At 60.5% G+C, this 25,056-nt stretch carries 28 protein-coding genes; 20 read left to right on the top strand and 8 right to left on the bottom strand.

The genetic code is table 11. The features are described 5' to 3' along the window. Positions 1–51: 51 nt before the first annotated feature. The 3 genes from aroA to QNM96_RS01095 all read left to right on the top strand — a co-directional run bounded on the left by aroA (position 52) and on the right by QNM96_RS01095 (position 4,057). Positions 52–1,344: a 3-phosphoshikimate 1-carboxyvinyltransferase gene (gene aroA, locus QNM96_RS01105; protein WP_283834161.1), complete on the top strand. Its 1,293-nt coding sequence runs from the start codon at positions 52–54 to the stop codon at positions 1,342–1,344. 311 nt (positions 1,345–1,655) lie between these two features. Further along, positions 1,656–2,408, top strand: coding sequence for an ABC transporter ATP-binding protein (locus QNM96_RS01100; protein ID WP_283834160.1), 753 nt, complete (start codon positions 1,656–1,658; stop codon positions 2,406–2,408). A 17-nt stretch (positions 2,409–2,425) separates the two neighbouring features. Then, positions 2,426–4,057 (top strand): hypothetical protein, encoded by a 1,632-nt coding sequence (locus QNM96_RS01095; RefSeq protein WP_283834159.1) that lies wholly within the window; start codon positions 2,426–2,428, stop codon positions 4,055–4,057. Between the two features lie 67 nt (positions 4,058–4,124). Here the strand turns inward: QNM96_RS01095 and QNM96_RS01090 are convergent, their stop codons facing one another. Then, on the bottom strand, positions 4,125–4,736 hold the full coding sequence (locus tag QNM96_RS01090) for a hypothetical protein (RefSeq protein WP_283834158.1): 612 nt from the start codon (positions 4,734–4,736) through the stop codon (positions 4,125–4,127). Between the two features lie 165 nt (positions 4,737–4,901). On the opposite strand from QNM96_RS01090, the gene aroC reads away from it, so the two are divergent. From aroC to QNM96_RS01075, 3 genes are all read left to right on the top strand, one after another. Then, positions 4,902–6,053 carry a chorismate synthase gene (gene aroC / locus QNM96_RS01085; RefSeq protein ID WP_283834157.1) on the top strand — a complete coding sequence of 384 codons (1,152 nt, stop codon included), beginning with the start codon at positions 4,902–4,904 and terminating at the stop codon, positions 6,051–6,053. Positions 6,054–6,407: 354 nt separating this feature from the next. Then, the gene (locus QNM96_RS01080; RefSeq protein WP_283834156.1) at positions 6,408–8,321 is read left to right on the top strand and encodes a 2-oxoacid:acceptor oxidoreductase subunit alpha; all 1,914 of its coding nucleotides are present in this window, start codon (positions 6,408–6,410) and stop codon (positions 8,319–8,321) included. Between the two features lie 2 nt (positions 8,322–8,323). Next, positions 8,324–9,259, top strand: a complete 936-nt coding sequence (locus QNM96_RS01075) for a thiamine pyrophosphate-dependent enzyme (RefSeq protein ID WP_283834155.1) — start codon at positions 8,324–8,326, stop codon at positions 9,257–9,259. A gap of 146 nt (positions 9,260–9,405) precedes the next feature. Here the strand turns inward: QNM96_RS01075 and QNM96_RS01070 are convergent, their stop codons facing one another. Then, positions 9,406–10,575 carry a DUF4367 domain-containing protein gene (locus QNM96_RS01070; RefSeq protein ID WP_283834154.1) on the bottom strand — a complete coding sequence of 390 codons (1,170 nt, stop codon included), beginning with the start codon at positions 10,573–10,575 and terminating at the stop codon, positions 9,406–9,408. Positions 10,576–10,836: 261 nt separating this feature from the next. Between QNM96_RS01070 and QNM96_RS01065 the strand changes: the two genes are divergently transcribed. Then, on the top strand, positions 10,837–11,415 hold the full coding sequence (locus tag QNM96_RS01065; protein ID WP_283834153.1) for a hypothetical protein: 579 nt from the start codon (positions 10,837–10,839) through the stop codon (positions 11,413–11,415). Continuing rightward, positions 11,330–11,695 carry a transposase gene (locus QNM96_RS01060; protein WP_345782520.1) on the top strand — a complete coding sequence of 122 codons (366 nt, stop codon included), beginning with the start codon at positions 11,330–11,332 and terminating at the stop codon, positions 11,693–11,695. Before QNM96_RS01065 ends, QNM96_RS01060 begins: the two co-directional genes overlap by 86 nt. A gap of 84 nt (positions 11,696–11,779) precedes the next feature. Here the strand turns inward: QNM96_RS01060 and QNM96_RS01055 are convergent, their stop codons facing one another. Then, complete coding sequence (locus QNM96_RS01055) at positions 11,780–12,118, bottom strand: hypothetical protein (RefSeq protein WP_283834152.1); 339 nt, start codon at positions 12,116–12,118, stop codon at positions 11,780–11,782. 178 nt (positions 12,119–12,296) lie between these two features. Here QNM96_RS01055 and lrpA1 point away from each other — a divergent pair, with 178 nt between their 5' ends. The 5 genes from lrpA1 (at position 12,297) to QNM96_RS01030 (ending at position 16,570) form a co-directional block, all read left to right on the top strand. Further along, on the top strand, positions 12,297–12,725 hold the full coding sequence (gene lrpA1 / locus QNM96_RS01050) for an HTH-type transcriptional regulator LrpA1 (protein ID WP_283834151.1): 429 nt from the start codon (positions 12,297–12,299) through the stop codon (positions 12,723–12,725). A gap of 74 nt (positions 12,726–12,799) precedes the next feature. Beyond that, entirely contained in the window at positions 12,800–13,288 is a 489-nt protein-coding gene (locus QNM96_RS01045) for an SRPBCC family protein (protein ID WP_283834150.1), read from the top strand. A gap of 81 nt (positions 13,289–13,369) precedes the next feature. Beyond that, the gene (locus tag QNM96_RS01040) at positions 13,370–13,966 is read left to right on the top strand and encodes a nitrous oxide reductase accessory protein NosL (protein ID WP_283834149.1); all 597 of its coding nucleotides are present in this window, start codon (positions 13,370–13,372) and stop codon (positions 13,964–13,966) included. 135 nt (positions 13,967–14,101) lie between these two features. After that, positions 14,102–15,007, top strand: a complete 906-nt coding sequence (locus QNM96_RS01035) for a DMT family transporter (protein WP_283834148.1) — start codon at positions 14,102–14,104, stop codon at positions 15,005–15,007. Between the two features lie 309 nt (positions 15,008–15,316). Then, on the top strand, positions 15,317–16,570 hold the full coding sequence (locus QNM96_RS01030) for a polysaccharide deacetylase family protein (RefSeq protein ID WP_283834147.1): 1,254 nt from the start codon (positions 15,317–15,319) through the stop codon (positions 16,568–16,570). Between the two features lie 4 nt (positions 16,571–16,574). Here QNM96_RS01030 and QNM96_RS01025 read toward each other — a convergent pair whose 3' ends face one another. The 4 genes from QNM96_RS01025 to QNM96_RS01010 all read right to left on the bottom strand — a co-directional run bounded on the left by QNM96_RS01025 (position 16,575) and on the right by QNM96_RS01010 (position 19,344). Beyond that, complete coding sequence (locus QNM96_RS01025) at positions 16,575–17,045, bottom strand: hypothetical protein (protein ID WP_283834146.1); 471 nt, start codon at positions 17,043–17,045, stop codon at positions 16,575–16,577. Between the two features lie 157 nt (positions 17,046–17,202). Next, the gene (queC, locus tag QNM96_RS01020; protein WP_283834145.1) at positions 17,203–17,952 is read right to left on the bottom strand and encodes a 7-cyano-7-deazaguanine synthase QueC; all 750 of its coding nucleotides are present in this window, start codon (positions 17,950–17,952) and stop codon (positions 17,203–17,205) included. Between the two features lie 20 nt (positions 17,953–17,972). Then, positions 17,973–18,857 (bottom strand): 7-carboxy-7-deazaguanine synthase QueE, encoded by an 885-nt coding sequence (locus QNM96_RS01015; RefSeq protein WP_283834144.1) that lies wholly within the window; start codon positions 18,855–18,857, stop codon positions 17,973–17,975. Position 18,858: 1 nt separating this feature from the next. Beyond that, the gene (locus QNM96_RS01010) at positions 18,859–19,344 is read right to left on the bottom strand and encodes a 6-pyruvoyl tetrahydropterin synthase family protein (protein ID WP_283834143.1); all 486 of its coding nucleotides are present in this window, start codon (positions 19,342–19,344) and stop codon (positions 18,859–18,861) included. A gap of 140 nt (positions 19,345–19,484) precedes the next feature. Here QNM96_RS01010 and QNM96_RS01005 point away from each other — a divergent pair, with 140 nt between their 5' ends. Next, positions 19,485–20,174 carry a molybdopterin-binding protein gene (locus QNM96_RS01005; RefSeq protein WP_283834142.1) on the top strand — a complete coding sequence of 230 codons (690 nt, stop codon included), beginning with the start codon at positions 19,485–19,487 and terminating at the stop codon, positions 20,172–20,174. Here the strand turns inward: QNM96_RS01005 and QNM96_RS01000 are convergent. Continuing rightward, a complete protein-coding gene (locus tag QNM96_RS01000; protein WP_283834141.1) occupies positions 20,171–20,296 on the bottom strand; it encodes a hypothetical protein in 126 nt (41 codons plus the stop codon). The genes QNM96_RS01005 and QNM96_RS01000 overlap by 4 nt on opposite strands. Before the next feature lie 120 nt (positions 20,297–20,416). Between QNM96_RS01000 and QNM96_RS00995 the strand changes: the two genes are divergently transcribed. From QNM96_RS00995 to QNM96_RS00970, 6 genes are all read left to right on the top strand, one after another. Continuing rightward, positions 20,417–21,523: an ATP-NAD kinase family protein gene (locus tag QNM96_RS00995; protein ID WP_283834140.1), complete on the top strand. Its 1,107-nt coding sequence runs from the start codon at positions 20,417–20,419 to the stop codon at positions 21,521–21,523. 102 nt (positions 21,524–21,625) lie between these two features. Then, positions 21,626–22,657 (top strand): phosphate uptake regulator PhoU, encoded by a 1,032-nt coding sequence (locus QNM96_RS00990; RefSeq protein WP_283834139.1) that lies wholly within the window; start codon positions 21,626–21,628, stop codon positions 22,655–22,657. A 132-nt stretch (positions 22,658–22,789) separates the two neighbouring features. Continuing rightward, a complete protein-coding gene (locus QNM96_RS00985) occupies positions 22,790–22,993 on the top strand; it encodes a hypothetical protein (protein ID WP_283834138.1) in 204 nt (67 codons plus the stop codon). A 173-nt stretch (positions 22,994–23,166) separates the two neighbouring features. After that, positions 23,167–23,391 (top strand): hypothetical protein, encoded by a 225-nt coding sequence (locus tag QNM96_RS00980; RefSeq protein ID WP_283834137.1) that lies wholly within the window; start codon positions 23,167–23,169, stop codon positions 23,389–23,391. A 53-nt stretch (positions 23,392–23,444) separates the two neighbouring features. Next, entirely contained in the window at positions 23,445–23,897 is a 453-nt protein-coding gene (locus tag QNM96_RS00975) for an SRPBCC family protein (RefSeq protein ID WP_283834136.1), read from the top strand. A gap of 54 nt (positions 23,898–23,951) precedes the next feature. Further along, the gene (locus QNM96_RS00970; protein WP_283834135.1) at positions 23,952–24,788 is read left to right on the top strand and encodes a carbon-nitrogen family hydrolase; all 837 of its coding nucleotides are present in this window, start codon (positions 23,952–23,954) and stop codon (positions 24,786–24,788) included. The last annotated feature ends 268 nt before the right edge of the window (positions 24,789–25,056 follow it).

The following is a 25,056-nucleotide window of genomic DNA, read 5'->3' as shown; positions in this document are numbered from 1 at the left end:
TGGAGACGGCGTATCGGTATCGGTATAGGGTATCCACCCCACAGATCGAGCATGAACGTCACGCTCGCTCCCTCGAGTCTTCGGGGAACGGCGACGGCACCGCCATCTAAGAGCTACACCCATCGGGCGATTCTCGCGTCGGGCTACGCCGAGCAGGCGACAGTCCGGGACGCCCTCTGGAGCGCGGACACGCGAGCGACTGCGCGCGCGGTGGAACTGTTCGGTGGGACCGTAAATCGACGCGAGGACGGCACGCTCGAGATCGAGGGCTTCGACGGCGACCCCGAGGTCCCGGCGGACGTGATCGACTGCGATAACAGCGGCACGACGATGCGGCTCGTAACCGCGGCGGCCGCCCTCGTCGACGGCACCAGCGTGCTTACCGGAGACGAGTCGCTCCGTTCACGCCCGCAAGGGCCGCTTCTCGATGCGCTCACGGATCTCGGAGCCGAGGCCGAAAGCACGCGAAAGAACGGGCAGGCACCGCTGGTCGTCTCCGGTCCGTTTTCCGGTGACAGCGTCTCGATCCCTGGCGACGTCTCCTCCCAGTACATCACCGCCCTGTTACTGGCGGGAGCAGTGACCGCAGACGGTCTCGAGATCGACCTCGAGACGGAGCTCAAGTCTGCGCCGTACGTCGACATCACGATCGAGGTGTTAGCCGACTTCGGCGTCGACGCCGAAGCGACCGCGGACGGGTTCGCGGTTCCCGGCGGACAGTCCTACGCGCCCGAGGGCGGTGAGTACGCCGTTCCCGGCGACTTCTCGTCGATCTCGTATCCGCTCGCAGCGGGAGCCATCGCGAGTCAGGACGGCCTCCGCATCGAGGGTGCCAACCCGAGCGCGCAGGGGGACACCGCAATCGTCGACATTGTCGATCGGATGGGTGCAGTTGTCGAGTGGAATCGCGAGGACGGTACGATCGACGTCTCGAAAGCGCCGCTCGAGGGAATCGAAGTGTCCGTCGAAGATACACCCGACCTGCTGCCGACGGTCGCGACTCTCGGCGCAGTCGCGGACGGGGACACCCGAATTACGAACGCCGAACACGTCCGCTTCAAGGAAACCGATCGCGTGAGCGCGATGGCCGAGGAACTCGGAAAGATGGGGGTTGAAACGACCGAGACGCGGGACTCGCTGACGGTTCACGGCGACGAGTCGACCATCCGAGGCGCGACGGTCGACGGCCGTGCGGACCACCGGATCGTCATGTCGCTGGCGCTCGCCGGACTCGTCGCCGACGGCGAGACGACGATCCAGGGGGCCGAACACGTCGACGTCTCGTTCCCCGGGTTCTTCGACACGCTGTCGGAACTGGGTGCATCCGTCGATCGATCGGAGTGACGCCTCGAGGGAAGCCCTCACCCTGATGTGAAATTCGACCGGGAGTGAGTTCGCGCGACTGCTATCCACGGAGTACGACCGGGTTTTCTGAATCAGAAAACGGTAGACTGAGTTATATGGGTAGTACAGAAAGGAAGGGATGCCCATGAATTGGCTGCTGACGCGACTTCGGCCCTGGGGGTGCGAATGGATCGCAACTCATCTTCTCGCGTGATACTCGAAACCACTTTCGCGAACGTTCCGAAACGAATGACAGGTTATTTTTGTACCCGAGCCCTGATTGAGACTAATCACCATCCAGCTTTCAACATATGAACGCAATCACAGCAACTGACCTCACGAAGCAATTCGACGGCACCACCGTCGTCGACCGACTCGACCTCGTCGTCCCGCAAGGGACGGTGTACGGCTTCCTCGGACCGAACGGAGCCGGAAAGACCACCACAATGCGAATGCTGACAACGCTAACTCGCCCAACCTCCGGTAACGCGACGATTATGGGTGAACCGATTACCGACCGCGACGCCGTCCGATCATCGCTGGGGTATCTTCCCGAAGATCCGCCGGTGTTCGACGAGCTTACGGGTCGAGAGCAACTCAAGTACTTCGCGCGCCTCCGCGATATCCCCGCGGAGACCGCTACCGAACGAATCAACTTCTGGCTAGACCGATTCGACCTCGCCGGGGACGCCGGCAAACGGATCGAGGCCTACTCGAAAGGGATGCGCCAGAAGATCGGCCTCATTCAGGCGCTGCTCCACGAACCCGAAGTCGTCTTTCTCGACGAGCCGACCTCCGGGCTTGACCCTCGAGCCGCTCGGACTGTCCTCGACGTTATTTCCGAAGTCACCGACGAGGGTCACACTGTCTTTCTCTCGACGCACATTCTCCCAGTCGTCGAGGAACTCGCTGATCTCGTCGGCGTCCTCTATCAGGGACGGATCGTCGAGGAAGGAGACCCCCAGAAGCTGACCGGAACGCTCGAGGCCGCCGAAGGCACGACGCTCGAGGACGTGTTCCTTTCGGTGACGACCGACCACGGCGCACCGGTGATGGGTGAATAGACGGTGGTGAAATTCCTATGAATCTGGGGACACGTTCCGCGGCGACCGCTCACGTCTGGACCATCGGTAAAACAGAACTTCGCCGACGGTGGCGTAAACTGCGGGATAACGGGTGGCAGTTACTCGCTATCGTCATTGCAGTCGGTTTCGGGAGTCTGTTCGCGTTGATGGGGATTGCGGCAATGTTTTTCTTCGGACACAACGTGCAGGCTGGCAACGTTGACGACCCGCTCGCGATAAGTCACATCGGTATCGTCTACGGCTGGTTGTTCGTCACGGGATTGAGCGGCTATCGAATATACGCGACCGGATTAGATCCCGATCATTCCGATGGACTGCTGACGACGATTTCGCATCGCGAACTCATCGGCGGACTCGTCGTCGCGGAGCTGTTACTCTGGGGAATACCAGCCGTCGCACTCGGCGGCATCGGTTCACTCGCGTTTGCCGTTGGTGCACAGTCAGCGCTCATTGCACTTCTGCTGTTCGTGACGATCTGTGCGATCGTCACACTCGGGATCCTCTCCGGATTCGCACTCGCACTCGCAGTGAAAAACTCCGGCGTCCGTTCCCGGCTACTCACCCGCCTTCGAACGGTGTTTCTCGGCCTTCTCGGCCTCGTTTATTTCGGTGTTATCTTTACCCAGTCGGTCGGCTCGGTGCTCGATCCGCTCATCACAGTGTTCGCCCAGACGCCGCTGGTCTGGTTCGGCGATCTCGCACTCCTGACGCTCAGTTCCGAGGCGTCGGTATTCCGAGCCGCCGGCGCAGTCGGAATTAGCGTCCTCGGTGTGGCAATCGCCCCGACGGCACTCGGCCACCTCGCGAGATGGCTCTGGTATACCGACCCTGTCCGCGTCGATCATACAGAGACGAAAACACCGGCGGCGGAGACGGAAGAATCCAGATTGGCATCGCTCGTTCCCCGACCGATATACGGGGTGGCTCGAGTCGACTGGGCTCGAGCCCGACGTGCGCCGATCACGCTGTCGTTCGTGCTCTATCCGCTGATCTTTCTCGCGATGCCGATTACGACGACGGTACAGACCGGCAGTATCGGCGGTTCCTTACCGATTCTCGTCGGCCTGTGCGGTGCCTGGATCACTGGAACCCTGTTCACCCTGAACGTGCTCGGAAACGAGGGGGCCACGCTTCCCGTAACGGTGCTCGGACTCGAATCCGGTAAGACCCTGGTCGCCGGGCACGTCTTCGCCGGCGCGCTTATTGGCGTTCCGCTGACTGCCGTCTCGACCGCTTCCCTGGGTATCGCGAGTCCGATGTCGTTGACGCTCGTCTCCACGTTTACCCTTTCGTGTATCGTTCTCGCACTCTGTGCGGGCCCGCTCGCTTCGGGAATCGGGACGATCTTCCCGCGCTACGAGGAAGTGAGCGTCTCTCGAAGTCAAGAGGCGATCATCCCGAGTACGATCGCCTTTACCGCGTTCTCGATCGTCCTCTTTATCGCCGCGATGCCAACCCTGATCGCACATACCGGAATAATCAACGAATTCGTCGCCGACTGGCTCGGCCTGCAACCGCTCGTGCTCGGACTGATTGGTGCTATTACCAGTGCCCTGATGGCGATCGTTCTCGGTGCGCTTTCGGTCTACCGCTCGTCTCGAGCGATCGACCAGTTCCACTTCGATTGAGCGGATCGTTAATTTCCTCAACCGCGTACGACTGTAGTTCTATGCATCCGTCACGGTCTCCGCCAGTTTATCCCGAGCAGTGATCGGCTTCGGCGTCTTCGCTGATCACGAGATCCGTTTCCGCGCCGACGAAGACGTCGGTTCGCGGGCAAGCGTCGTCGAACCGCGCTTCCTCGAGTTCGATTGGTTCGTCGCCGTCAATACCGAGGGAGGTGCCGTCCGCCGAAATCTCGAGTTCGTACGACTCCCGATCAAAGAGTTCCACGAGGACGTGCTGTTCCGGGGCAAGTCCGTAGCTCCCGACGACCGACGTCTGTCCGCCAGTGTCGTCGGCGTTCCCGAGGTCGTACGCTACGGTTCGATAGTCATCCGCGAGATTCCAGATTCGAATCTGGTGGCTCCGCCCCTCACCGAGTAGACTGCCGGTTCGCGACGTTGCGACGGGGTCGGCGGGATCAGCCGGTGGTTCGGGCGTCGCGTCGGTGTTCTCGAATTCGGATTCGTCGGTCGGTTCGCCCTCGAGTCCGCCATCGGATCCGTCCGATTCGGAGCCGTTGACCGTTTCGAATCCGTCGCTCGAGTCGCTCTTCGGATCTGACTCGCTCTCTCCCGAGAGACAGCCGCTGACCGCGATTACTGTGCCACTGACTCCGGCGAGAAGCACGCGGCGTCGATACATAACACCAGGCTACAACGATGGGACGGTTATGTGTTGTGCGAATCACACAATCCCATGATTTTCAGGGAAGCGAATAGGTTCTCCGCGCGGACCGTTTCGTCGAACCCCCCGAAAATTCAGGCCAATCCTGTACCGCTAAGTGTCCGCGTCTCTGAGGTGACGGTAATGAACGGCAACGAGTTCGGTCGCCTCTTCCAGGTGACCACGTTCGGCGAGAGTCACGGCGAGGCGATGGGTTGTACGGTTTCGGGCTGTCCCGCCGGCCTCGAGCTATCCGAATCGGACATTCAGGGGGACCTCGACCGGCGGAAGCCGGGCCAGTCGATGATCACGACGAGTCGGGGCGAAGCCGACGACGTCTCGATCAAGTCGGGTGTTCAGGACGGCTATACGACGGGGACGCCGATCGGGATGATCATCCAGAACAAGGATGCGCGATCCGGCAAGTACGAGCCATTCATCACCGCGCCGCGGCCGTCACACGGGGACTTTACCTACTCAGCGAAGTTCGGAACGCGAAACTGGGGCGGCGGCGGCCGATCGTCCGCACGCGAAACCGTCAACTGGGTCGCGGCGGGAGCCATCGCGAAGAAGCTCCTCTCCGCACAGGGAATCGAACTCAAGGCTCACGTCAACCAGATCGGCGATGTGCAAGCGCCGGAAGTCAGCTTCGAGGAAATGCTCGAGCACAGCGAGGAAAACGACGTTCGCTGTGCACATCCCGAGACGGCGACTGAGATGCAGGATCTCATCGAGGACTACCAAGAGGAAGGCGACTCGATCGGCGGTTCGATCTACTTCGAAGCCCAGGGCGTGCCGACCGGACTGGGGGCGCCGCGATTCGATTCGCTCTCGGCACGGCTCGGTCAGGCCATGATGGCCGTTCCAGCGACGACGGCGTTCGAGTTCGGCCTCGGCCGCCAAGCGCGCGAATATACGGGGAAAGACCGCAACGACGACTGGGAGTTCGACTCGGAGGGGAACCCGACGCCGGTCGAAAACGACCACGGCGGCATCCAGGGCGGGATCAGTTCGGGCGAACCGATCTACGGCGAAGTCACCCTGCACGCGCCGACCTCGATTCCGAAGAGCCAACAGACGGCCGACTGGGAGACGGGGGAACTCAAAGAGGAGAAAGTCATCGGCCGTCACGACCCGGTACTGCCGCCTCGAGGCGTCCCGGTCGTCGAAGCGATGCTCGCGTTGACGCTGGTCGACTTCATGTTGCTGTCGGGCCGAATCAATCCCGATCGGGTCGACGATCAGCCTGGAACGTACGACACCGAGTATCACCCGAGTAACCCACAGAACGAGTAGCCCCGAGCCGTCTCGTCTTTTTAGCGTCGAGAGCCACTCGATGACTCGGTAACGTGTTGTCGGATTTACCTGCTATCCCGGCTCCCTCTTGCTCTTCTCAAAACCAATCGATCAGTTATCTGCAAGACTATTGTACGAGTGTCCAATACACTTACGTATTCCCTGAAATTGGTTTTCGAACGGCAGGAATCTTCTACTTTTGGTGAATCTTCCTAACGAATATGAGGGATTCTGGCACCTAAAGTGGATGGTTGTTCATTCTTCACGATAGATGCATGGCAATCTATAGCAAAGTCTTTAGGGACGGTAGACCGAAGATTGTGATACTGCTGGCCCACCGGCCATGACATTACTATGAGCGATGACGAACTCATCTGGCGAATCGCAGGGGGTTCCGGGGATGGAATCGACTCGACGAGCCAGAACTTTGCGAAGGCGCTGATGCGCGCAGGCTTGCACGTATTCACCCACCGACACTATCCGTCACGGATTCGCGGTGGTCACACGTACGTCGAAATTCGCGCATCGGCCGACGAGGTACAGTCACGAGGAGACGGCTACAACTTCCTGCTCGCGCTGGGTGACTCGTTCGCGCGGAACCCTCAGGAAGAGGCCTACTACGGAAACGAAGAGATCAAGCCGCTCTCGGAGAACTTAGACGAACTCCGCGAGGGCGGGATCATCGTCTACGACGAAGGCCTCGTCAGCGAGGAGGACGTCGCCGATCTCAATCTCGAGGAACGTGCCGAGGAGAACGACTGGCACGTCTTCCCGATGGACCTTCGCGGCCTCGCGAAAGAACACGGCCGCGAAGTCATGCGTAACACCGCCGGTGTCGGTGTCACCGCGGCTCTGCTCGACATGGATCTCGAGCACATTGAGGACCTGATGAGCGACGCGATGGGCGGGGACGTCCTCGAGTCGAATCTCGAGATCCTCCACGAGGCCTATGAGATCGTCAACGAGGAGTACGAGTTCGAACACGATCTTCGTGCCCCAACTGGCGAACACGAGACCGAGCAGGCGTTGCTCTCGGGTTCGAACGCGATCGCCTACGGCTCGATCGACGAGGGCTGTCGGTTCATCGCGGGCTACCCGATGACGCCGTGGACGGACGTCTTTACGATCCTCAGCCAGAACTTCCCCGATATGGGAGGGATCGCTGAGCAGGTCGAAGACGAAATCGCCGCCGCGGCCCTCGCCGTCGGTGCGAGCCACGCTGGCGCGAAAGCGATGTCCGGATCGTCGGGCGGCGGCTTCGCACTGATGAGCGAACCGCTCGGCCTCGCCGAGATGACCGAGACGCCGATCGTTCTGCTTGAGTCGATGCGCGCCGGTCCCTCGACCGGGATGCCGACCAAACCCGAACAGGGCGACCTCGAGTTCGTCCTCTATACGAGCCAGGGCGACTCCTCTCGAGTCGTCTTCGCACCGGCGACTATCGAGGAGTGTTACGAGCAGACGCGACTCGCGTTCCACATCGCCTACGAGTACCAGATTCCGGCGATCATCATCTACGATCAGAAGCTTTCGGGCGAGAACACGAACGTTCCCGTCGAGTTCTTCGACCGCGAGCCGAACCCAGACCTCGGCTCGACGCTAACCGAAGAGGAACTCAAGGAGGCCGCACACGACGCCTCAGGGAAGTTCCACCGGTTCGCGTACGAACACGAATCGGGCGCGGAAAACGGCGTCAGCCCGCGGTCGCTTCCCGGCCAGAAGGGTGGACGCTACCTCGCGACGGGTAACGAGCACTCGCCGGTCGGCCACATCAGCGAAGACCCCGACAATCGGGTCTATCAGATGAGCCGCCGCATCCAGAAGCTCGACCACATCCGCGAGGAACTCGACGAAGAACACGACTCGAATCAGACCTACTTCGGCGACGAGTCGGCCGACTTCGGCATCATCACCTGGGGCTCCTCCCAGGGGGCCGTCGCGGAAGCGGTCGACCGACTCAACGAGAACGGTCACTCGGTCAAAGCGGTCGGCGTCTCCGATATGATGCCGTTCCCAGAGACTGAGATGGTCGAATTCTTAGAGAGCGTCGACGAAGCGATGGTCGTCGAGATGAACGCCACCGCCCAGTTCCGCGGCCTGATCCAGAAGGAACTCGGCCGGTACGGCGAGAAGATGACGAGCCTGCTGAAGTACAACGGGAACCCGTTCGAACCGGCAGAGGTCGTCGAATCCGCCGAGATCAACCTCAACGGTGGCGAGGAAGAACCGTCCGCACAGGTACACATCGAACCCGCAGCAGGTGACTAACCATGAGTGCTTTCAACGCAATTGGCGACGAACGAGAGATCGACCGCGAGGAGTACACCCCAGGGGTCGAGCCACAGCCGACGTGGTGTCCGGGCTGTGGTGACTTCGGTGTACTCAAATCGCTGAAACAGGCGCTTCCGGAAGTCGGGCGAACCCCCGAAGAAACGCTCGTCTGTACCGGAATCGGCTGCTCGGGGAAGCTCAACAGCTATCTCGACACGTACGGCTTTCACACCATCCACGGCCGTTCGCTTCCAGTCGCCCGCGCGGCGAAACTGGCAAACGACGGCCTCGAAGTGATCGCCGCAGGCGGCGACGGTGACGGCTACGGGATCGGTGGGAACCACTTCATCCACACGGCTCGAGAGAACCACGATATGACCTACATCGTGTTCAACAACGAGATTTTCGGCCTGACGAAGGGCCAGACCTCGCCAACGAGCCCGAAGGGTCACAAGTCAAAGACCCAGCCCGGTGGAACGGCGAAGACGCCGATCCGCCCGCTCTCGATGTCGCTGACCTCGGGCGCGACCTACATCGCCCGAACGGCCGCCGTCAACCCGAACCAGGCCAAGGAAATCATCGCCGAAGCCATCGAACACGACGGCTTTGCACACGTCGATTTCCTCACCCAGTGTCCGACCTGGAACAAGGACGCGCGCCAGTACGTCCCCTATATCGACGTCCAGGAGTCCGATGACTACGACTTCGACGTCACCGACCGCGGCGAAGCCGCCCAGATGATGCACGAGACCGAAGACGTTCTCAACGAGGGAACCGTCCTCACCGGTCGATACTACGTCGACGACGAGAGTCCATCCTACCAGCAGGAGAAGAAAGATCTCGGCCGCGTCCCGCAGGAACCGCTCGCCGAGCGCTACTTCGACGACGACGCCGAGTGGGAGCGGAGCTACGACCTGCTCGAGCGCCACACGTAGGGACCGAGCGAAAGTCTTCGATTTTCTCTTTCGAACGTCGATCCGTGAGTCGCGACTTCGTCCTCGAGTTGCAGGTTTGCAGTCCAAATGTCCAACAATGAACGGCAGTTGAACAACAATCGGAACTAATTGGGAGTCCACCAGACTCAACGGAGTAGTGACTCGGCTATCTCGAGAAGCGTCTGCTCTTCGAGTTCCGCGTCACCGAAGAGGTGGTAGTAGTTGCCCTCGTGTTTCCACTCGAGTTCCGTTCCGTGATCGGTCTCGCCGATCGTTGCGTTGACATCGCTGATAGTTATTGATGAGCCGTCGACGGGTATCTCTCGTGGGCCGTCGCCGACGGCAACCAATAGACTCCGTTCGCTACCGACTCGGTAGGTCTGGGTAACCTGTGTTCGGTCCTCATCAGGGTAGGTAACCCCCTGAACGGAATCGAGTTCGAAATCAGTTGGTATCGTTTCCGGACCGGGCTCCCGCACGTCGAAGTCGACCGCCGAGTCAGCGTCTTCGACGACGTCGTATTCGTTGAATTCTGGGAAGGTAATTCCCTCAGGTTCCGAATCGGCTGGCGGCTCGAATTCGAATAGCTCGTCCTCGAAGGACTCGTCGAACGAAACGTCTTCGTAGCTCACGGCGAACTCGGTGGACTCGGAGTTCATCTCATACTGGAGCGGAAAGAGCGTCTCCTCGTCGAACCAAATCTCTATTTCCTCCGCGTGCTCGTCGCCGGCGTCTTCGAGGCTCGTCTCGAGTGGAATCCGGTAGGTCGTCTCCTCGACCATGATGTCGATCGACCGCTCGAGCGTTTCGTTTTGTGGTGGCTCGAAGACGACGCGGTGGGCGTCACGGTCGTCGATGGTCGTCTCGTCGACGGATTGGACATCGAAGCGCTCGAAGTACCGCTCCTGTTCCTCGTAGATGCGCTCGAGGCGGCTCTGGTTGCTCGTTTGGGTTTCGTAACTCGTTACCGAACCCGTCTCGTTGTCCTGGTGCCAGACTTCGTCGCCGTCGTTGACGACGACGTAACCGCCGTCGGATCCGTCCGTTTCACCGCTCACAGCTTCGGTTCGGCTCGTTCCATCGTTTCGGAGCCAAACGGATTCCGTCGTCGATTGGGTCTCGGAGCCGTTTGCAGTTTCGATCGTCGTCGACGTTTCGACCGTCGCCGAGAGCGCTTCCGGCGGCTCCGTTTCGGCCAGTTCCTGCTGGACGCGTTCACCCGGGTCGTCACCGTCATCGGTCAAGCCGATACAGCCGGCTGTTAGAACGAGGAGCGCGATCGCGGTAAAAAGGATGATGAAACGGGACCGGGTCATGCCAGATTCATCTCTTGGCGGGGGTTATTATTTCACCGGATTCGATTTCGTATATCGCGGTGGAATAATGGTTTTGCTCTCGGCTTGAATCTCTCCACGGAACCGGTATACTACGCCTCGCTGCTGATCGACTCCGCCACCGAAACTACCATCTCCTCGCCGAGGTCCTACGATCCACCGACTTGACATCCTCCCCGCGCTGAAGCTCGAGGACTCCCGACCGCGGGTGGGATATTGTGGTTTACGACGTCACGTGGCCACGTGACACTCGCCACCACTGGCGACCGCGTGACAGCCGAATACGTCCTCCCACACGACGACGAGGATACGCCATTCGAGGAGTACTGGAACGAGGATGAGTGGGAAAAGAAAGAAGCCACGCTCCACAAGCGCGACGGTGAGTACTACCTCCACGTTGCCGTTGAGGAAAAAGTCGAACCTGTTTCTAGCGACGATTCGACCGAGAACGGAGTGGTTCTCGGCGTTGACCTCAACGTGGATGGCTACCTCGCTGTCACCAGCACTGGAGCGTTCCTTGGAAACGCGGACGAGTTGAATCATAAGCGCGACGAGTACGAGCGTCGGCGTGGAAACCTGCAACAGACGGGGACGCGCTCGGCGCACCTCACCATCCAGTCAATCGGTGACTGGTTTGCTGAGTGGAGTCGCCAGCGTTTGCACGACGTGTCGAACGGTATCATTCGAGAGGGCGTTGACAACGACTGTACGCACATCGCGTTCGAGCGATTGACGTATATCTGGACGCGCATCTCGAACGCTTTCAAGTTTCCAGCAGTGGGCGTTCAGAGAAATCCAGCGACAGGTCGAGTACAAGGCTGAAGAATACGGCATCGAAGTCGAAACCGTCGCTCCTCAGTACACGTCGCAGCGGTGCAATCACGGTGAGTGTGGGTTCACACACGAGGATAACCGCGATGGTGACGAGTTCGAGTGCCTAAACTGTGGGAAGGAACTCCACGCAGATTACAACGCTGCACGGAATGTGGCGTGGCGTCTTGTCCAGAACTGGCTCAAGTCTGGTTCTGGACGGGCTACCAGTCAACTGGCCCTGAAGTCAGGAACGGTGAGCGCGAATGGCGATTTCAACGCCTCTGCCTAAGTGCGCCAAAGCGGGGGTTCACTGACAAGCCCCGACCCTTGTGGTCGGGGTTGTTGACACAGCCGAATGTGTCGTAGAATTATATCAATCGTTCGACTCGTGGTCCGAGCCGTCTCGAGAACCGTAGCCGCGGGCGAACAGCTTCGAGACGTAACTCAGCACCAACAATACGACGACCAGTCCGCCGAGGGCATACGGTTGGAAGCCGTAGACCATCTCTCGAACCGCGTAGGTCACGACGAGGACGCCCATGAGAAGTGCCGTTCCACCCGCCCACCGAGACGCGTAGGCGGGGTCGACTGACTCCTCGTACGCCGAGTGCAGGTCCGCACGCCCCTGAATGGCGATCAGATAGCCGAGATACAGGATAACCACACCGCAGACGAGCCAGACGAGACCGCTCACCAGATTGTAGTCGACCATTGGTTGTGCTTGTGCCCACCAAAAGAATAAGGGCGACGATAGATGCTTCGGATCCGCAAACTCGCCGGGCGATTGCACTCAGCTCGCCTGATTACAGTATTACCATGATTTCGATCGTCAGCAATCCGTCGTTTCCAGATACAAAAGATATTTTTCTTCGCCAGCAAAACATACTGGTATGAGCACTCAGGGAACGCAAGATCGCATCCTCGAAGTTCTCGAGGAGGATGCGCAGGCGTCCTACGCCGATATCGCCGATCGGGCGGACGTCTCGAAACCAACCGTTCGAAAATATATCAAGCAACTCGAGGAGGAGGGTGTCATTATCGGATATTCTGCGGACATCGATCCAAAGAAACTCTCGAGCCAGACGATCGCCCTCGTCGGGATCGACGTCGCGAGCGAACGGTACGTCGAAGCGACCAACGATCTCAAGGCCCTTTCCGAGATCGAGGCGCTGTACAGTTCGAGTGGCGATCACATGTTGATGGCCGAAGTTCGAGCCGAAGATGGCGACTCACTGGGCGAGATCATCTCGAACGAGATTCTCGAGATCGAGGGCGTTACCGCGGCTCACCCGTCTTTCCTTCAGGAACGTCTCAAGTAGCTCGCTCGTCTCCCGGCAACCACGTCAACGAATAGAGGCTCCGCCCTTTTGCCGGTTGACCACGTGTTCTCACTATGGCGACCTACCAGCGTGAAACGCGAATCCGAGCACCCATAGAGAAGGTCTGGCAGTTTCACTCGACAGTTTCAGGGCTCGAAGCGCTCACGCCAGAATGGATGGAATTGCGCGTCGAATCGGTGCTCGGGCCGGATGGGGAACTCGACCCGGGCGTGCTCGAGGCCGGGTCCGAGGTTTCGCTCTCCATCCGACCGTTCGGCGTCGGACCGAGACAACGGTGGACATCGGTGATCACTGCGCGAGAACGGTCAGACGGCAACGCTTTCTTTCGGGACGAGATGGTCGACGGCCCGTTCGACACGTGGATTCACACGCACTCGTTTTTCGCGGACGGCAAGGAAACGATACTCCGCGATCGCGTCGAGTACACGCTCCCGTTCGGTTCCGTCGGCGACCTCGTGACTCCGTTTTCGCGGGTCGGCTTCGAGCCGATGTTTCGGGCCCGTCACAAGCGGACGAAAGAGCGCCTCGAGGCAAAGCGCTAACTTCGACCGCTGGCCGGGCGAGTTCAGCGGCTTCGAGAGACGAACCAAACGGGTTTTGATGCCGTATTGGCTAGATGAACTATGAACCGATCCGATGCCTGTTCGGTCTCGAGACGGGCACTCGTCGCCGTTGTCGCTGGAACCGGATTCCTCGCAGGCTGTCTGGACGATGAGGGCGACGACGGAACGAACGCTGACGACGGATCCGGGAGCGAGAACGGTGGGGAAGCCCTCGAGCTCGTGGACCACCCGAGTGACGAGCCGATCGATCCACCAGAGGGGTACAACTGCCCGGTCTGTAACATGCAACCGAACGACTGGCAGGACTGGGACGCACAACTCGTTCACGGCGAGGACGGTGCCACATTTTTCGATTCGCCCGGTTGTCTCTTCGCCTATTACGCGGACCCGACCGATCCGAACCACGGCGGACCCGATTCCGAAATCACCGGTGCGTGGGTATCGGGGTTCGAAACGGGCGAACTGACCGACGCCGAGGACGCAACGTTCGTCCTCGAACACGACCACGACCGAACCACCGCGCCGATGGACAGCCCCGTTCCGTTCGCGGACCGAGAGGACGCCGTCGCGTACGTCGAGGACTACGATGACTTGTCCGAAGACGATATCGTCGGTCTCGACGCCGCAAGCGGAGAAGCCGAGGGCATGTACCCCTAAGTCTCGCTTCGAAAGCGTATCCTTCCATCGGATCGGCCCACCGATTCCTTGCCAATGACGCAACCGTCGGGAGCAACCTAGTGTGTCGCCTTCGAAACAGGTTAGTTCCGGCAGGAAGATCATCGAGCAGTAACAGTGCGGACGAACGTCCAGACCACGCCGGTCGCCGCGCTCGCGTTCGCGGTCTTTGCCGCCAGTACGAGTGCAATCTTGGTCCGCTGGAGTACTGCTCCGAGTTCCGTCGCCGCCTTCTATCGCGTGCTTTTCACGACTGCCATCGTCGCACCGATCGCGTTCGCGTTCCACCGCGAGGAGTTCGGCCGACTCTCGAGTCGCGACCTCGGATTTGCGAGCCTCGCCGGCGTCGCACTGGCGATCCACTTTGTGTCCTGGTTCGAGAGCTTGAATCACACGAGCGTCGCGGCGAGCGTGACGCTCGTTCAGACCCAGCCCATCTTCGTAGCGATCGGGGCCGCGCTCTTGCTCGGCGAGCGCGTCAACCGGCAAACGGTGATCGGTATCGTCGTCGCACTCGCCGGGGCGACTGCGATGTCGTTCGGGGATGCGGGTCAGGCGCCGCTCTCGGATGCCACCGCCTACGGCAACTCGCTTGCGGTGCTGGGTGCGATCACCGTCGCGGGGTACGTCCTCGCCGGGCGGTCGATCCGCCAGCGCGTTTCGCTCTTCCCGTACGTAACCGTCGTCTACACCACATGTGTGGTGACCTTGTTCGTCCTCGTTGGAACTCAAGGACACGACTACGTCGCCTATCCGGCCCGCGAGTGGCTGCTCTTTCTCGGGATGGCCGTCGGCCCCGGTATCTTCGGCCATACGATCATCAACTGGGTGCTGAAACACCTCGAGTCGGTCGTCGTGAGCGTCGCCTGGCTAGGCGAACCGGTCGGGGCGACCATCCTGGCGCTGGCACTGCTCGCGGAAGTCCCCGACGCGGTGACCGTCGTCGGCGGGGGAATCGTCCTCGCCGGAATCTACGCTACGACCATCGAACGAGGAAAGCGCCAAACCGACTCGAGCGAATAGTCTCCCGGAGCAGTTTTCAGCGACCCCACTCGAGTAAACCGCACCATACAGCGTTTTGCACCCCTTACGCTGTCCGGAATCACGTTCCCCAGCCAGATGAAATTGCACTTCGAGCCTGTGTTCTGTCCTGAAGCGGCGAGCATCGGTAATTTCCGGTGTGTCCGGATACCGAGACGACGTTCGGATCGTTTCGGGATGACAATCGTTTACCGCCACTGAAGCCGTTCGTTGTCTCAGAGAGGCGACGGATACAGCGTAGATACCCGATCAATAACTTACCGGGATTTTCTCGAAGGACTGGACACTCCGATGAACCGACGAACGTATCTCACGACAACCGCGGGAATCAGCGCAGTCGCCTTCGCTGGCTGCGCCGAACTGGATAACCCCGACGAATCGGGCGACGATGACGACGGTGACGAGCCCTCGGACGATGACGCATCCGACAGTGGAGACGAGGGGGACGACGAAACCGGGGGCGTCGAAGAGTTCGACGATTTCGAGGACCTCGACGATTGGGAGACGATCGAAGGATCGCTCTCCGCCGACGAGGACCGATACTACACCGGCTCCCAGTCCGCCCACCTCGAGACCGAGGCCGACGGACGAGTCACGATCGCACGCGAGCTGTCGGACTCCGAAGACTTCTCGGGGATGAGCCCCGGACTCGCCGTCGAGTCGGGCTCCCTGTCGGATCTCTTGATACAGCTGTTCGACGACGACGGCGACCTGCTCGCGTTCCGGAGCGAGATCGGCGAACTTTCGTTCGAGCGAACCAACTTCGGCGTCGCAGAAGCCGATGACGACGCGGACATGGGCGAGGTTTCCGAGATTCAGATTACGATGCTTGGCGGCGAAGACGACGGCCGGGAGATCTGGATCGACGATCTTCACTTCGTCCCCCGTCCCGACGACGGTATGGTAATGATCCAGCTCGACGGCGGCTACGAGAACCACTACACGGAAGCGCTCGGCATTCTCGAGGAGTACGACTATCCGGCGACCGCCTTCGTCCCGCCCGGGCGCATTCGCGAGGACGAGCAAGCAGAAGGCGACCGACTCACCGAGGAGCAACTCGAGGAACTCGCTGATGCGGACTGGACCATCGCGAGCAACACGCACAACGCACAGAACCCGACCGGACTCGACGACGACGAGCAGGAAGATGCGTTCGCGGACGCGGTCGAGTGGCTCGAGGATAACGGCTACGAGGACGGCGCGAAATACGTCTCCTATCCGACCGGCAGGTACAACGAGCGGACGCTCGATCTCTGTGCGGAACACCACGAACTCGGCTTTGCCGGCCGGTATGGAGTCGGCGGCTACGCGACCAATCCGACGCTCTGTCCGCGAGTGTCGGATCCGTCGGCCGGTGAAGTCGAGCAGTTACTCGAGTGGACCGCCGAACTGGGCGGGATCACGTCTCTGGCGTACTTCGAACTCGACGAGTCGCTCGAGGAGTTCGAGGACGCTGTCGAAGCCATATCTGAGTACGAAGAAGGGGGCGAAATAACCGTTATTCAACCGGAAACGGTCGAAAACGAGTACGTGATCAACGACTAACAGCTCATTTGGGTGTGCTTTTGGGCTCTTCTCCACTCGGCGGTTCAACGCCGCGACGCGCGGGCTCACAATCGTCGTGGAGTGGTGAGAGGAGGCGAAGCGTATACACGCTCAGGATCGTCAGTCCCGCGGCGAGGGCGAAAAACATCGCTGGTCGCGCGAGACCGAGCGCCTCGAGCGTCGAGAGGCCGAACCCGCCCCCGAGCATCGTCAGGATCACCCAACTGCCAGTATCTTCGGGGATCGCGTCGATAACGTGACGTCGATAGCGCCGGGTGTAGAGCAGCCCGCTCGCGATTCCGAGTGGGATTACCGGCCAGAGCCAGCCCGGGTGAAGCGCTCCCGGATCCGGCGCGACGAAATAGGCTAAAACCGGAAGGGCGACAGCGAGCGCGACGAACTCACCCTTACGTCCCCTGGGGACCGTCCAGTCGCCATTTTCGTCGCGAAACCACTCGAGGAGAGGGAGGCCCATTATCGGTCGATTCGACGCAGTGACAGATGAGCGTTTCCCCATGCGTGTCGCTCGCACCGATTGGGCGACTTCACAAAAATGTCCGCTGGGTGTGCCTGCGAGTTTCCGGGAGTCGTTCGTCTGTGAGGAAAGCATTCGAGGGAACGGATACGAACCGTCAACTCTGTGGATATGAAGGACGCGTCGCGTACGCAATCGGATCCCGAACGCCGTTGTTTCGAAACGCTTGCAGCCGGAACGCACACGAGTCACAGGTGCCGCAGGCGGGCTCATCCTCACGATAACACGACCACGTGTGTTCGTAGGGTACCTCGAGCTCGAGTCCTCGCTCGGCGATATCGGTCTTCGACCACTCGACGAAGGGGGCTTCGATCGAAATCTCCGTCTCGGGTTTCGTTCCGACCTCGACGACGCGTTCGAAGGCGTCGAAGAACGCGGGCCGACAGTCCGGGTAGCCCGAAAAGTCCTCGCTGTGGGCGCCGATGAAGACCGCTTCGCAGTCGTTGGCCTCCGCGTAGGAGACCGCCATCGAGAGCAGGTTCGCGTTGCGAAACGGGACGTAGGTGTCCGGAATTTCCTCGCTTTCCATATCCGCGTCTTCGACGGCCATCTCCTCGTCCGTCAGACTCGAGGCACCGATTGCCGCGAGGTGTCCCGTTTCGATCCGGAGGAAGTCCTCGACCGCGAGTTCGCTCGCGAGTTGGCGGGCGCACTCGAGTTCGCGGCTCTCGGTTCGCTGGCCGTAGGAGGTGTGCAACGCGTAAATGTCGTAGCCGCGCTCTCGTGCTTCGTAGGCCGCCGTCGCGCTGTCCATGCCGCCCGAGAGGAGGACGACGGCGCGATCACGGGGGCGGTCGCCTTCGGAAGTCAATTCGTCGGTCGCGTCGATGTCTGTTTTTGGAGCCATTTGTGGTACTAATCCGTCGTCTACGTTTCCGGGGCGTCGTTCCACAGGTCGACGTGGAGCCGCGGCGTGTATCGAAAGCCGTGATCCATCGCGAGTTCGGCGACTCGAGTCCGCGTCTCCGCGAGGCGCTCTCGAGTCGCGCCTTCGGGCATTAACAGAACGTCGTTGGCGGTGATCGGAACCGAAGATTCCGACCGAAGGTCCTCGAGGAGCGACAGAATTTCGGGCATATCGTCCTCGCCCGTGACGACGAACTTCAACTGGAAGTCGGAGGTTTCCAGCAGTCGGCTCATCGACTCGAGGTCGATCCGGTCGCGTTCGTGCTTCGATTCGAACTCGCCCTCGTCCCGGTTCAGGGCTCCCGCCGGCCACCGGTCACCGTCCCGAGATTCCTTCGGAACTTCGCCCCTCGGATCGCGTTCGGGCGTCGGCGTGCTGTTCTCGAGTTTCGGGCTGATCGAGGCGAGGTCGATCGGGGCGTCGCGGAAGATCGTCCCGTTAGTTTCGACCGTCGTGTGATAGCCCAGTTCGTCGAGTTGCTCGAGAAGCGTCACTGACTCGTCGTGGAGCATCGGTTCGCCGCCCGTGAGGACGACGTGATTCGCCTCCTCAAAGGACTGGATTTCGGAAACGATATCGTCGAGATTCATCCAGGCGTGGGTGGGTTCCCACGAGGTGTGATAGGAGTCGCAGAACCAACACCGGAGGTTACAGCCGCTCGTTCGGACGAACACGGATGGGACGCCCGCGAGCGTTCCCTCGCCCTGAATCGAGTAGAAGAGTTCGTTGATCGGGAGTGCGTCCCCCTTCGGCTTCTCGACAGCATCCGACTCCTGCCCGGAATCGCTTCCTGTGCTCGAGGCGGAGGCACCCTTCGAACCCGGACCGGAACTCGAGACGGGCATCTCAGCGAGTGCCTCCGCCGCAGAGTTCGCTCGTTTCGCTCACCTGGACGGTAATCTCGTCCACGCTCTCGGGCAGGGAATCCGCGAGGCGGTTCTCCAAGACGACGCTCATCACCTCCGCAGTCGGGGGGTGCTCGAGAACGACGAGCGCGTCGCCGTCGCCGGCCGCTTCGAAAGCGTCGACCAGCGGATCACCGGCCTCGAGCAGGAACATGTGATCCCACTCAGAGATCACCTCGGTAATATCTCCCTTGTCGACGACCCATCCTTCTTCGGTAAGTTCGCCTTCAACAGTGACGGAAACTTCGTAATTGTGTCCGTGTGGTCGAGCGCATTTGCCGTCGTGATGGAGGATTCGATGCCCCGCACTGATCCTGATGGGGCGATCGTGTCCGATCCGGAGCGTTCGGGTTGTGCCGACAATGTCGGTCGTTCGGGAACGGTCCGTTTTCACCGGGGCTCCATCGGACTCGACTCTACTGTTCATACTCGGAGATGATCTCGAGAATACTTAGTTCCTCTCCAAGCGAATTGCCGACGGCGGTCGGGGCGTCGACAGCGTTCGAAGCGTCGACGACGGCACCGGGCGACGAGATACCTATGGTCGCGGAGTTCGAACGAAGTGTTATGAACGTTGCCGTGGTAACGGTCGGGGACGAGTTACTCGCCGGGCGAACAGCCAACACCAACGCGACGTGGCTCGCCGAGCAACTCACCGACCGCGGGGTGGCCGTCGAGCGCGTGACGACGATACCGGATCGCATCGATGATCTCGCCCGAGTAGTAAACGAGTATCGAGCCGAGTACGACGCCGTACTCGTCACGGGCGGACTCGGACCGACCCACGACGACGTAACCATGGAAGGCGTCGCCGCTGCGGTCGGGCGACGACTCGAACCGCACGAGGGAGCGCTCGAGTGGCTCGCCGAGGAAGGCGGCTACTCCCACGAGGATCTAACGGACGGAACGGGGAATCTTCCGGCAGGTGCTCGAGCGCTGCATAATACGAACGGCGTCGCTCCCGGTGTGGTCCTCGAGAATATTTACGTCCTCCCCGGCGTCCCAGAAGAGATGAAATCGATGTTCGACGGGATTGCCGGCGAATTCAACGGCGTTCGGACCCATCGCGAGGTCGTCGTCGCGGACGAACCGGAAAGCGCACTGCTCGATCGACTCGCCGAACTCAGGGACCGATTCGATGTCTCCGTCGGGAGTTATCCCGGCGAATCCGTGCGAGTGGCGATCGAAAGTACCGACCTCCAAACCGTCCAAGCTGCGGCTGAGTGGTTCGAAGATCGGACCGAACAACCGAGTTAACGATACAAAAACGCAAGCCAGACGACGGCTATTAGGAGGCTCACGAGCAGGACGCCCCAGCCGACGATGGTCATCGGAAGTGCCGGTTCCGCCTCGAGGAGCAGGTGTGTCAGTGCAGTCATGGTCGATACTCCCGTCCCATCCCTCTTAACGTTTCAGAAAAACGGTGAGCCGCGGTGGATCGCAGTGGTAGCCGAACGGGAAGCCACACCGTTTTTGGAGCCGTCCCCGCTATCCCACCTATGAACTCAATCGGGTTCGTCGTCAATCCGATCGCAGGTATGGGCGGGCGAGTCGGCCTAAAGGGAACGGACGGCAAACTCGAGGAGGCCCGCCGTCGCGGTGCGAAACCGCGGGCTCCGAGTCGCGCACGCGACGCGCTCGAGACGCTCTTTCGGCTCCGTTCGGAGCTTTCCGTCTACACAGCGGCGGGAAGTTTGGGTGAGGACGCCGTCAGAGCCGCCGGATTCGAGCCGAAAGTCGTCTTCGAGCCCGACGCGTCCGAAGGTTTTTCGCGTTCGGCGTCCGCAGACGGGGAGGAGACGACGGCCGAAGACACGCGGAGAGCGGTTCGCTCGTTTCTCGAGTGCGATGTCGACCTGGTCCTGTTCGTCGGCGGGGACGGGACCGCCGTCGACGTCGCCGAAGTGCTCGAGGAAGCCAGCGTCGATACGCCGATGCTCGGCGTCCCGGCGGGCGTGAAAATCTACTCCTCGGTGTTCGCCGTTACGCCAGCCGACGCCGGTCGAGTCGCTGCCGAGTTCGACCGGGTCGAACCGCGGGAGGTAAACGATATCGACGAAGACGCCTACCGGGATGGGACGGTTCGGTCGGAACTGAAAGCGGTCGTTTCAGTTCCCGTTTCCTCCGAGGTCCAATCGAGCAAACAACTCGCGAGCGGGAACGTCGAATCCCTGGCTGCCGGATATGCCCGAGATATCGACCGGGGGACGACTTACGTGTTCGGCCCCGGAAGCACCGTCGGTCGGATCGAATCGGAACTCGACATCGATCCGTCCCCGCTCGGCGTGGACGTCTGGCGAGGCGGCGAGCTCCTCGAGCGAGACGCGACCGAAGACCAAATACTGGCGGTCCTCGAGGATCCGGTCACGATCGTCGTCTCTCCGATCGGCGGACAGGGATTTCTCTTTGGTCGCGGTAATCACCAGATCTCGCCGGCCGTTATTCGACGATCCGAAGCGCTCGATATCGTCGCGTCAGAGGAGAAACTCGACGGCATCGGGACGTTTCATGTCGACACCGACGACGACGAACTCGACGAAACGCTTCGCGGCTGGATCAAGGTCCAGACGGGGCGGTATACCACCCGCCTCGTGAAGGTTGTTTAAGGATGAGACGCAATATTCTGAACGACGCAAGGATATAACGACGCAGTAGAATGTATTGAGTATATAGTCAGGATTAAGGTCGCGTCCTGCGTAGGGAGCGGTATGGAAACGCGGAAAGTGCAGCGGCTTGGTCCGTCGACGCTCGCAATGACGCTCCCCGCCGAATGGGCATCCGAACACGATGTCGAGAAAGGCGACGAAGTGTCGCTTCGAACCAGCGGCAAAGGAACGCTGACGGTGATGCCCGAGTCTGCGAACTCGGAAGAAACCGAGGCGATCATCCACGCCGACAATCTCGACTCGAAAGCCGTTGAACGAGCGATCGTCGCCCAGTACGTTCTCGGTCGACGCGTCATTCGAATCGAATGCGAAGACGGCGCGCTCGAGTCGGATCACATCAACGCGGTCTACCGCGCGGAAACGCAGTTGATGGGACTCGGCGTCATCGAAGAAACGCCGGAGAACATCTCCATTCGCTGTTCGGTCGACCCGGAGGACTTCACGCTGGATAGCCTGCTCGAGCGACTCGAGCGAACCGGCCGGACGATGCGTGGCGAAGCCATCAAAGCGCTCGCCCACGGAAACCCGGACCTCGCACAGCGGGCTCTAAACCGCGAGCGACAGGCGAACAAGATCTTCGTCTTACTGCTCCGCCTGATCTTTACGGCCTACCAGAATCCGAACCTCGCCCGTGCGGTCGGTCTCAACAGCGGCTTTCCGCTAATCGGCTACCGCTCGATCGCGAAGAACCTCGAGTTGACCGCCGACAACGCCGAAGATATCGCCGATATCGTGATGGAGACGAAGGGTCACACGCTCGACATCGACAGCAGCGTCATGCGCGAAATCCGAGAACTGACCGAACTGGTCGACGAGATCACGTCCCTCGCGGTCGAGTCGGCCGTCGAGCGGGACTACGACAAGACGATCGAAGCTCGCGAACTCTACCAGGACATCGCGGACCGGGAGGAAGAGATCCTCTCGGAACTACCCGAAATGGACAACGACGACCTCCTCAAAGTTCGCGAGGTGCTGGTCAGTGTCCAACAGACCGCGGGATACGCCATGCGAAACGCGGAAATCGCCGCCAATCTCGCGCTCAACGAAGAGTCCGAGCACACGACGATCAGATAAGGTCGTTCCGTCTTTTTCAAGGGAATTCGACCTGCCGGAGTCGTTCACACCGCCTCGACAGCAGCTCTGGCCGGTGGCGAGAATCACCGCGAATGAGTGCAATTAAGAGACTTCACTCGAAACCGGCTTGATATGACTACCCAAACGGAATCTGCGTCGGACAAAGGTGTCGGCCTCACGATGGCACTCAGCGCACTCGTCGTTGTCGGTGCTGTTGCGATGATAGTCGGTGCGCTCGAGCTCGGTGGTGTTCCCGAAATTACGGCGGCCTGGGGCTTTGCTGGAGCTGTCGCGTTCGGGATAATCGCGGTCGCCGGTATTCACATCTGGGAGTAAACGGAAGGCGTCGCTGTCGAATCAATCCGCGACAACCTGCCGATCGTATTTCTCTCGGTCCACTCCTCGAGTATCGCGTTCATAACCCGTCACTGCTGGCGATTTTCACAGTCAGAAGCTGGTCTTAGCCGTTAAGAGTTAAGGCCACAGACACCCTAGACAGAACACGGACGATGAACGACTACTCCGACGAAGAACAGCGCATTCTCTCCTATCTCCGTGAGAGTGCAGCCCGAGGGGAACAGTATTTCCGGGCGAAGAACATTGCCGCAGCTATCGATCTCTCATCGAAACAGGTCGGCGCTCGCCTCCCCCACCTCGCAGAGAAATCGGAAGACGTCGATATCGAGAAGTGGGGTCGGGCGCGTTCGACAACCTGGAAAGTCACGCTCAGTTGAGTCAGTCGCCGATTTCACCGGCTTTTTACCCGTGAACCACGGATACAACTCACATGACAGTACGGGTCGATCGATCGTTCGAAGTCGACGCTTCCCCCGAACGCGTCTGGGAGTTCATTTCCGACCCGGAGAACCGAGCGCGATCTATCAGTGTCGTCTCCGAGTACACGATCGATGACGAAGCCGGCAACAAAGCAACGTGGCACGTCGAGTTACCGATCCCGCTGATTCGACAGACGATTACCGTAAAGACCGAAGACGTCACTCGAGAGCCACCGAACTACGTCAAGTTCGTCGGCCGATCGAAAGTGATGGACGTCACGGGAGATCACGACATCGTCGAGACCGAAAACGGGGCTCGCCTCGAGAACCAGTTCGTCGTCGACGGGAAACTGCCTGGCGTCGAGAAGTTCTTCAAGCGAAACCTCGACGAGGAACTCGAGAACCTTCGTCGCGGACTCGAGAACGACATCCGTTCGGACGACTACTCCCGGTCCGCTGATTGACCCGCATTTCGCTGATCACCCATTATGACGGCCGATCATTCAACGACAGGTTCGATGGAGACAGGTCACTTGACCGACAGCTCGGCGACCGAACTGGCGCTCGCACAGATCGGGATCGAACCGGGCGACGTCGACGGCAACGTCGAACGAGCGACGGCGGCGGTGGCTCGAGCAGCGTCTTCTGGTGCCGACCTCGTTGTGCTCCCGGAACTGTTCAACGTCGGTTACTTCGCGTTCGATCAGTACGAGCACTACGCCGAACCGATCCGCGGGCAAACGTTCGATCGACTCAGGGACGCGGCCGTCGACCACGACGTTGCCGTCCTCGCGGGAACCATCGTCGAGGATCTCGCGGCGACCGAGGCCGTCCCGACGCCCGCCGAGGAGGGCCTCGCGAACACCGCGGCGCTGTTTGGATCGGACGGAACCCTCGAGTTAGTCTATCGAAAACATCACCTCTTTGGCTACGAATCCGCCGAGAGCGAACTTCTCGTGGCGGGCAAGCGGGTCGAAACCGCGGAAATCTGTGGGTTCACCGTCGGCGTGACGACCTGCTACGATCTCCGATTCCCTGAACTGTATCGCGAACTGGTCGATGCGGGTGCCGAACTTCTCCTCATCCCGAGCGCGTGGCCATATCCGCGAGTCGAGCATTGGGAAACGCTCGCGCGCGCTCGAGCGATCGAAAATCAGTGTTACGTCGCGGCGGTCAACGGGTCCGGTTCCTTCGAGGACGCGGAACTAATCGGCAGATCGACCGTGTACGATCCCTGGGGCGTTCGTCTGGCCTCGAGCGGCGACGATCCGGCACTGGTATCCACGACGGTTGATCCTGCCGTCGTCGAAAGCGTCCGATCCGCTTTCCCCGCGCTCGAGGACCGCCGGTCCTAACCGAAGCAGTTCAAAAACGGTTCGAAACGCGACTCCAGACCGAACGGAAGAGCTGTCGAATGCGATTCCAGATCGACCGAAAGAGCGGTCGAACGCGACTCTAGGTAGAATAGGTGAGGTGAACGACAGTCGGTTCCGCAACCGGGATCTTTTAGTTGCTCCCGCCCCGCATACGAGATACCGGTTTACGACGCTTTTCTCGTCTTGACCGGTACTGCTCGTCTCCAACTCCGCCGAACTCCTCGAAGGACGGATCCACCGCTCGCCC

It is taken from the genome of Halostagnicola sp. A-GB9-2, assembly GCF_030068615.1.
Classification (GTDB): Archaea; Halobacteriota; Halobacteria; order Halobacteriales; family Natrialbaceae; genus Halostagnicola.
Note: the sequence above shows the minus strand (reverse complement) of the source record. Positions and strands in the feature narration are given on the sequence as shown.

Coding starts and splice junctions, on each gene's coding strand:
- aroA (WP_283834161.1), top strand. CDS start 52: ATGAACGTCACGCTCGCTCCCTCGAGTCTTCGGGGAACGGCGACGGCA.
- QNM96_RS01100 (WP_283834160.1), top strand. CDS start 1,656: ATGAACGCAATCACAGCAACTGACCTCACGAAGCAATTCGACGGCACC.
- QNM96_RS01095 (WP_283834159.1), top strand. CDS start 2,426: ATGAATCTGGGGACACGTTCCGCGGCGACCGCTCACGTCTGGACCATC.
- QNM96_RS01090 (WP_283834158.1), bottom strand. CDS start 4,736: ATGTATCGACGCCGCGTGCTTCTCGCCGGAGTCAGTGGCACAGTAATC.
- aroC (WP_283834157.1), top strand. CDS start 4,902: ATGAACGGCAACGAGTTCGGTCGCCTCTTCCAGGTGACCACGTTCGGC.
- QNM96_RS01080 (WP_283834156.1), top strand. CDS start 6,408: ATGAGCGATGACGAACTCATCTGGCGAATCGCAGGGGGTTCCGGGGAT.
- QNM96_RS01075 (WP_283834155.1), top strand. CDS start 8,324: ATGAGTGCTTTCAACGCAATTGGCGACGAACGAGAGATCGACCGCGAG.
- QNM96_RS01070 (WP_283834154.1), bottom strand. CDS start 10,575: ATGACCCGGTCCCGTTTCATCATCCTTTTTACCGCGATCGCGCTCCTC.
- QNM96_RS01055 (WP_283834152.1), bottom strand. CDS start 12,118: ATGGTCGACTACAATCTGGTGAGCGGTCTCGTCTGGCTCGTCTGCGGT.
- lrpA1 (WP_283834151.1), top strand. CDS start 12,297: ATGAGCACTCAGGGAACGCAAGATCGCATCCTCGAAGTTCTCGAGGAG.
- QNM96_RS01045 (WP_283834150.1), top strand. CDS start 12,800: ATGGCGACCTACCAGCGTGAAACGCGAATCCGAGCACCCATAGAGAAG.
- QNM96_RS01040 (WP_283834149.1), top strand. CDS start 13,370: ATGAACCGATCCGATGCCTGTTCGGTCTCGAGACGGGCACTCGTCGCC.
- QNM96_RS01030 (WP_283834147.1), top strand. CDS start 15,317: ATGAACCGACGAACGTATCTCACGACAACCGCGGGAATCAGCGCAGTC.
- QNM96_RS01025 (WP_283834146.1), bottom strand. CDS start 17,045: ATGGGCCTCCCTCTCCTCGAGTGGTTTCGCGACGAAAATGGCGACTGG.
- queC (WP_283834145.1), bottom strand. CDS start 17,952: ATGGCTCCAAAAACAGACATCGACGCGACCGACGAATTGACTTCCGAA.
- QNM96_RS01015 (WP_283834144.1), bottom strand. CDS start 18,857: ATGCCCGTCTCGAGTTCCGGTCCGGGTTCGAAGGGTGCCTCCGCCTCG.
- QNM96_RS01010 (WP_283834143.1), bottom strand. CDS start 19,344: ATGAACAGTAGAGTCGAGTCCGATGGAGCCCCGGTGAAAACGGACCGT.
- QNM96_RS01005 (WP_283834142.1), top strand. CDS start 19,485: ATGAACGTTGCCGTGGTAACGGTCGGGGACGAGTTACTCGCCGGGCGA.
- QNM96_RS01000 (WP_283834141.1), bottom strand. CDS start 20,296: ATGACTGCACTGACACACCTGCTCCTCGAGGCGGAACCGGCACTTCCG.
- QNM96_RS00995 (WP_283834140.1), top strand. CDS start 20,417: ATGAACTCAATCGGGTTCGTCGTCAATCCGATCGCAGGTATGGGCGGG.
- QNM96_RS00990 (WP_283834139.1), top strand. CDS start 21,626: ATGGAAACGCGGAAAGTGCAGCGGCTTGGTCCGTCGACGCTCGCAATG.
- QNM96_RS00985 (WP_283834138.1), top strand. CDS start 22,790: ATGACTACCCAAACGGAATCTGCGTCGGACAAAGGTGTCGGCCTCACG.
- QNM96_RS00980 (WP_283834137.1), top strand. CDS start 23,167: ATGAACGACTACTCCGACGAAGAACAGCGCATTCTCTCCTATCTCCGT.
- QNM96_RS00975 (WP_283834136.1), top strand. CDS start 23,445: ATGACAGTACGGGTCGATCGATCGTTCGAAGTCGACGCTTCCCCCGAA.
- QNM96_RS00970 (WP_283834135.1), top strand. CDS start 23,952: ATGGAGACAGGTCACTTGACCGACAGCTCGGCGACCGAACTGGCGCTC.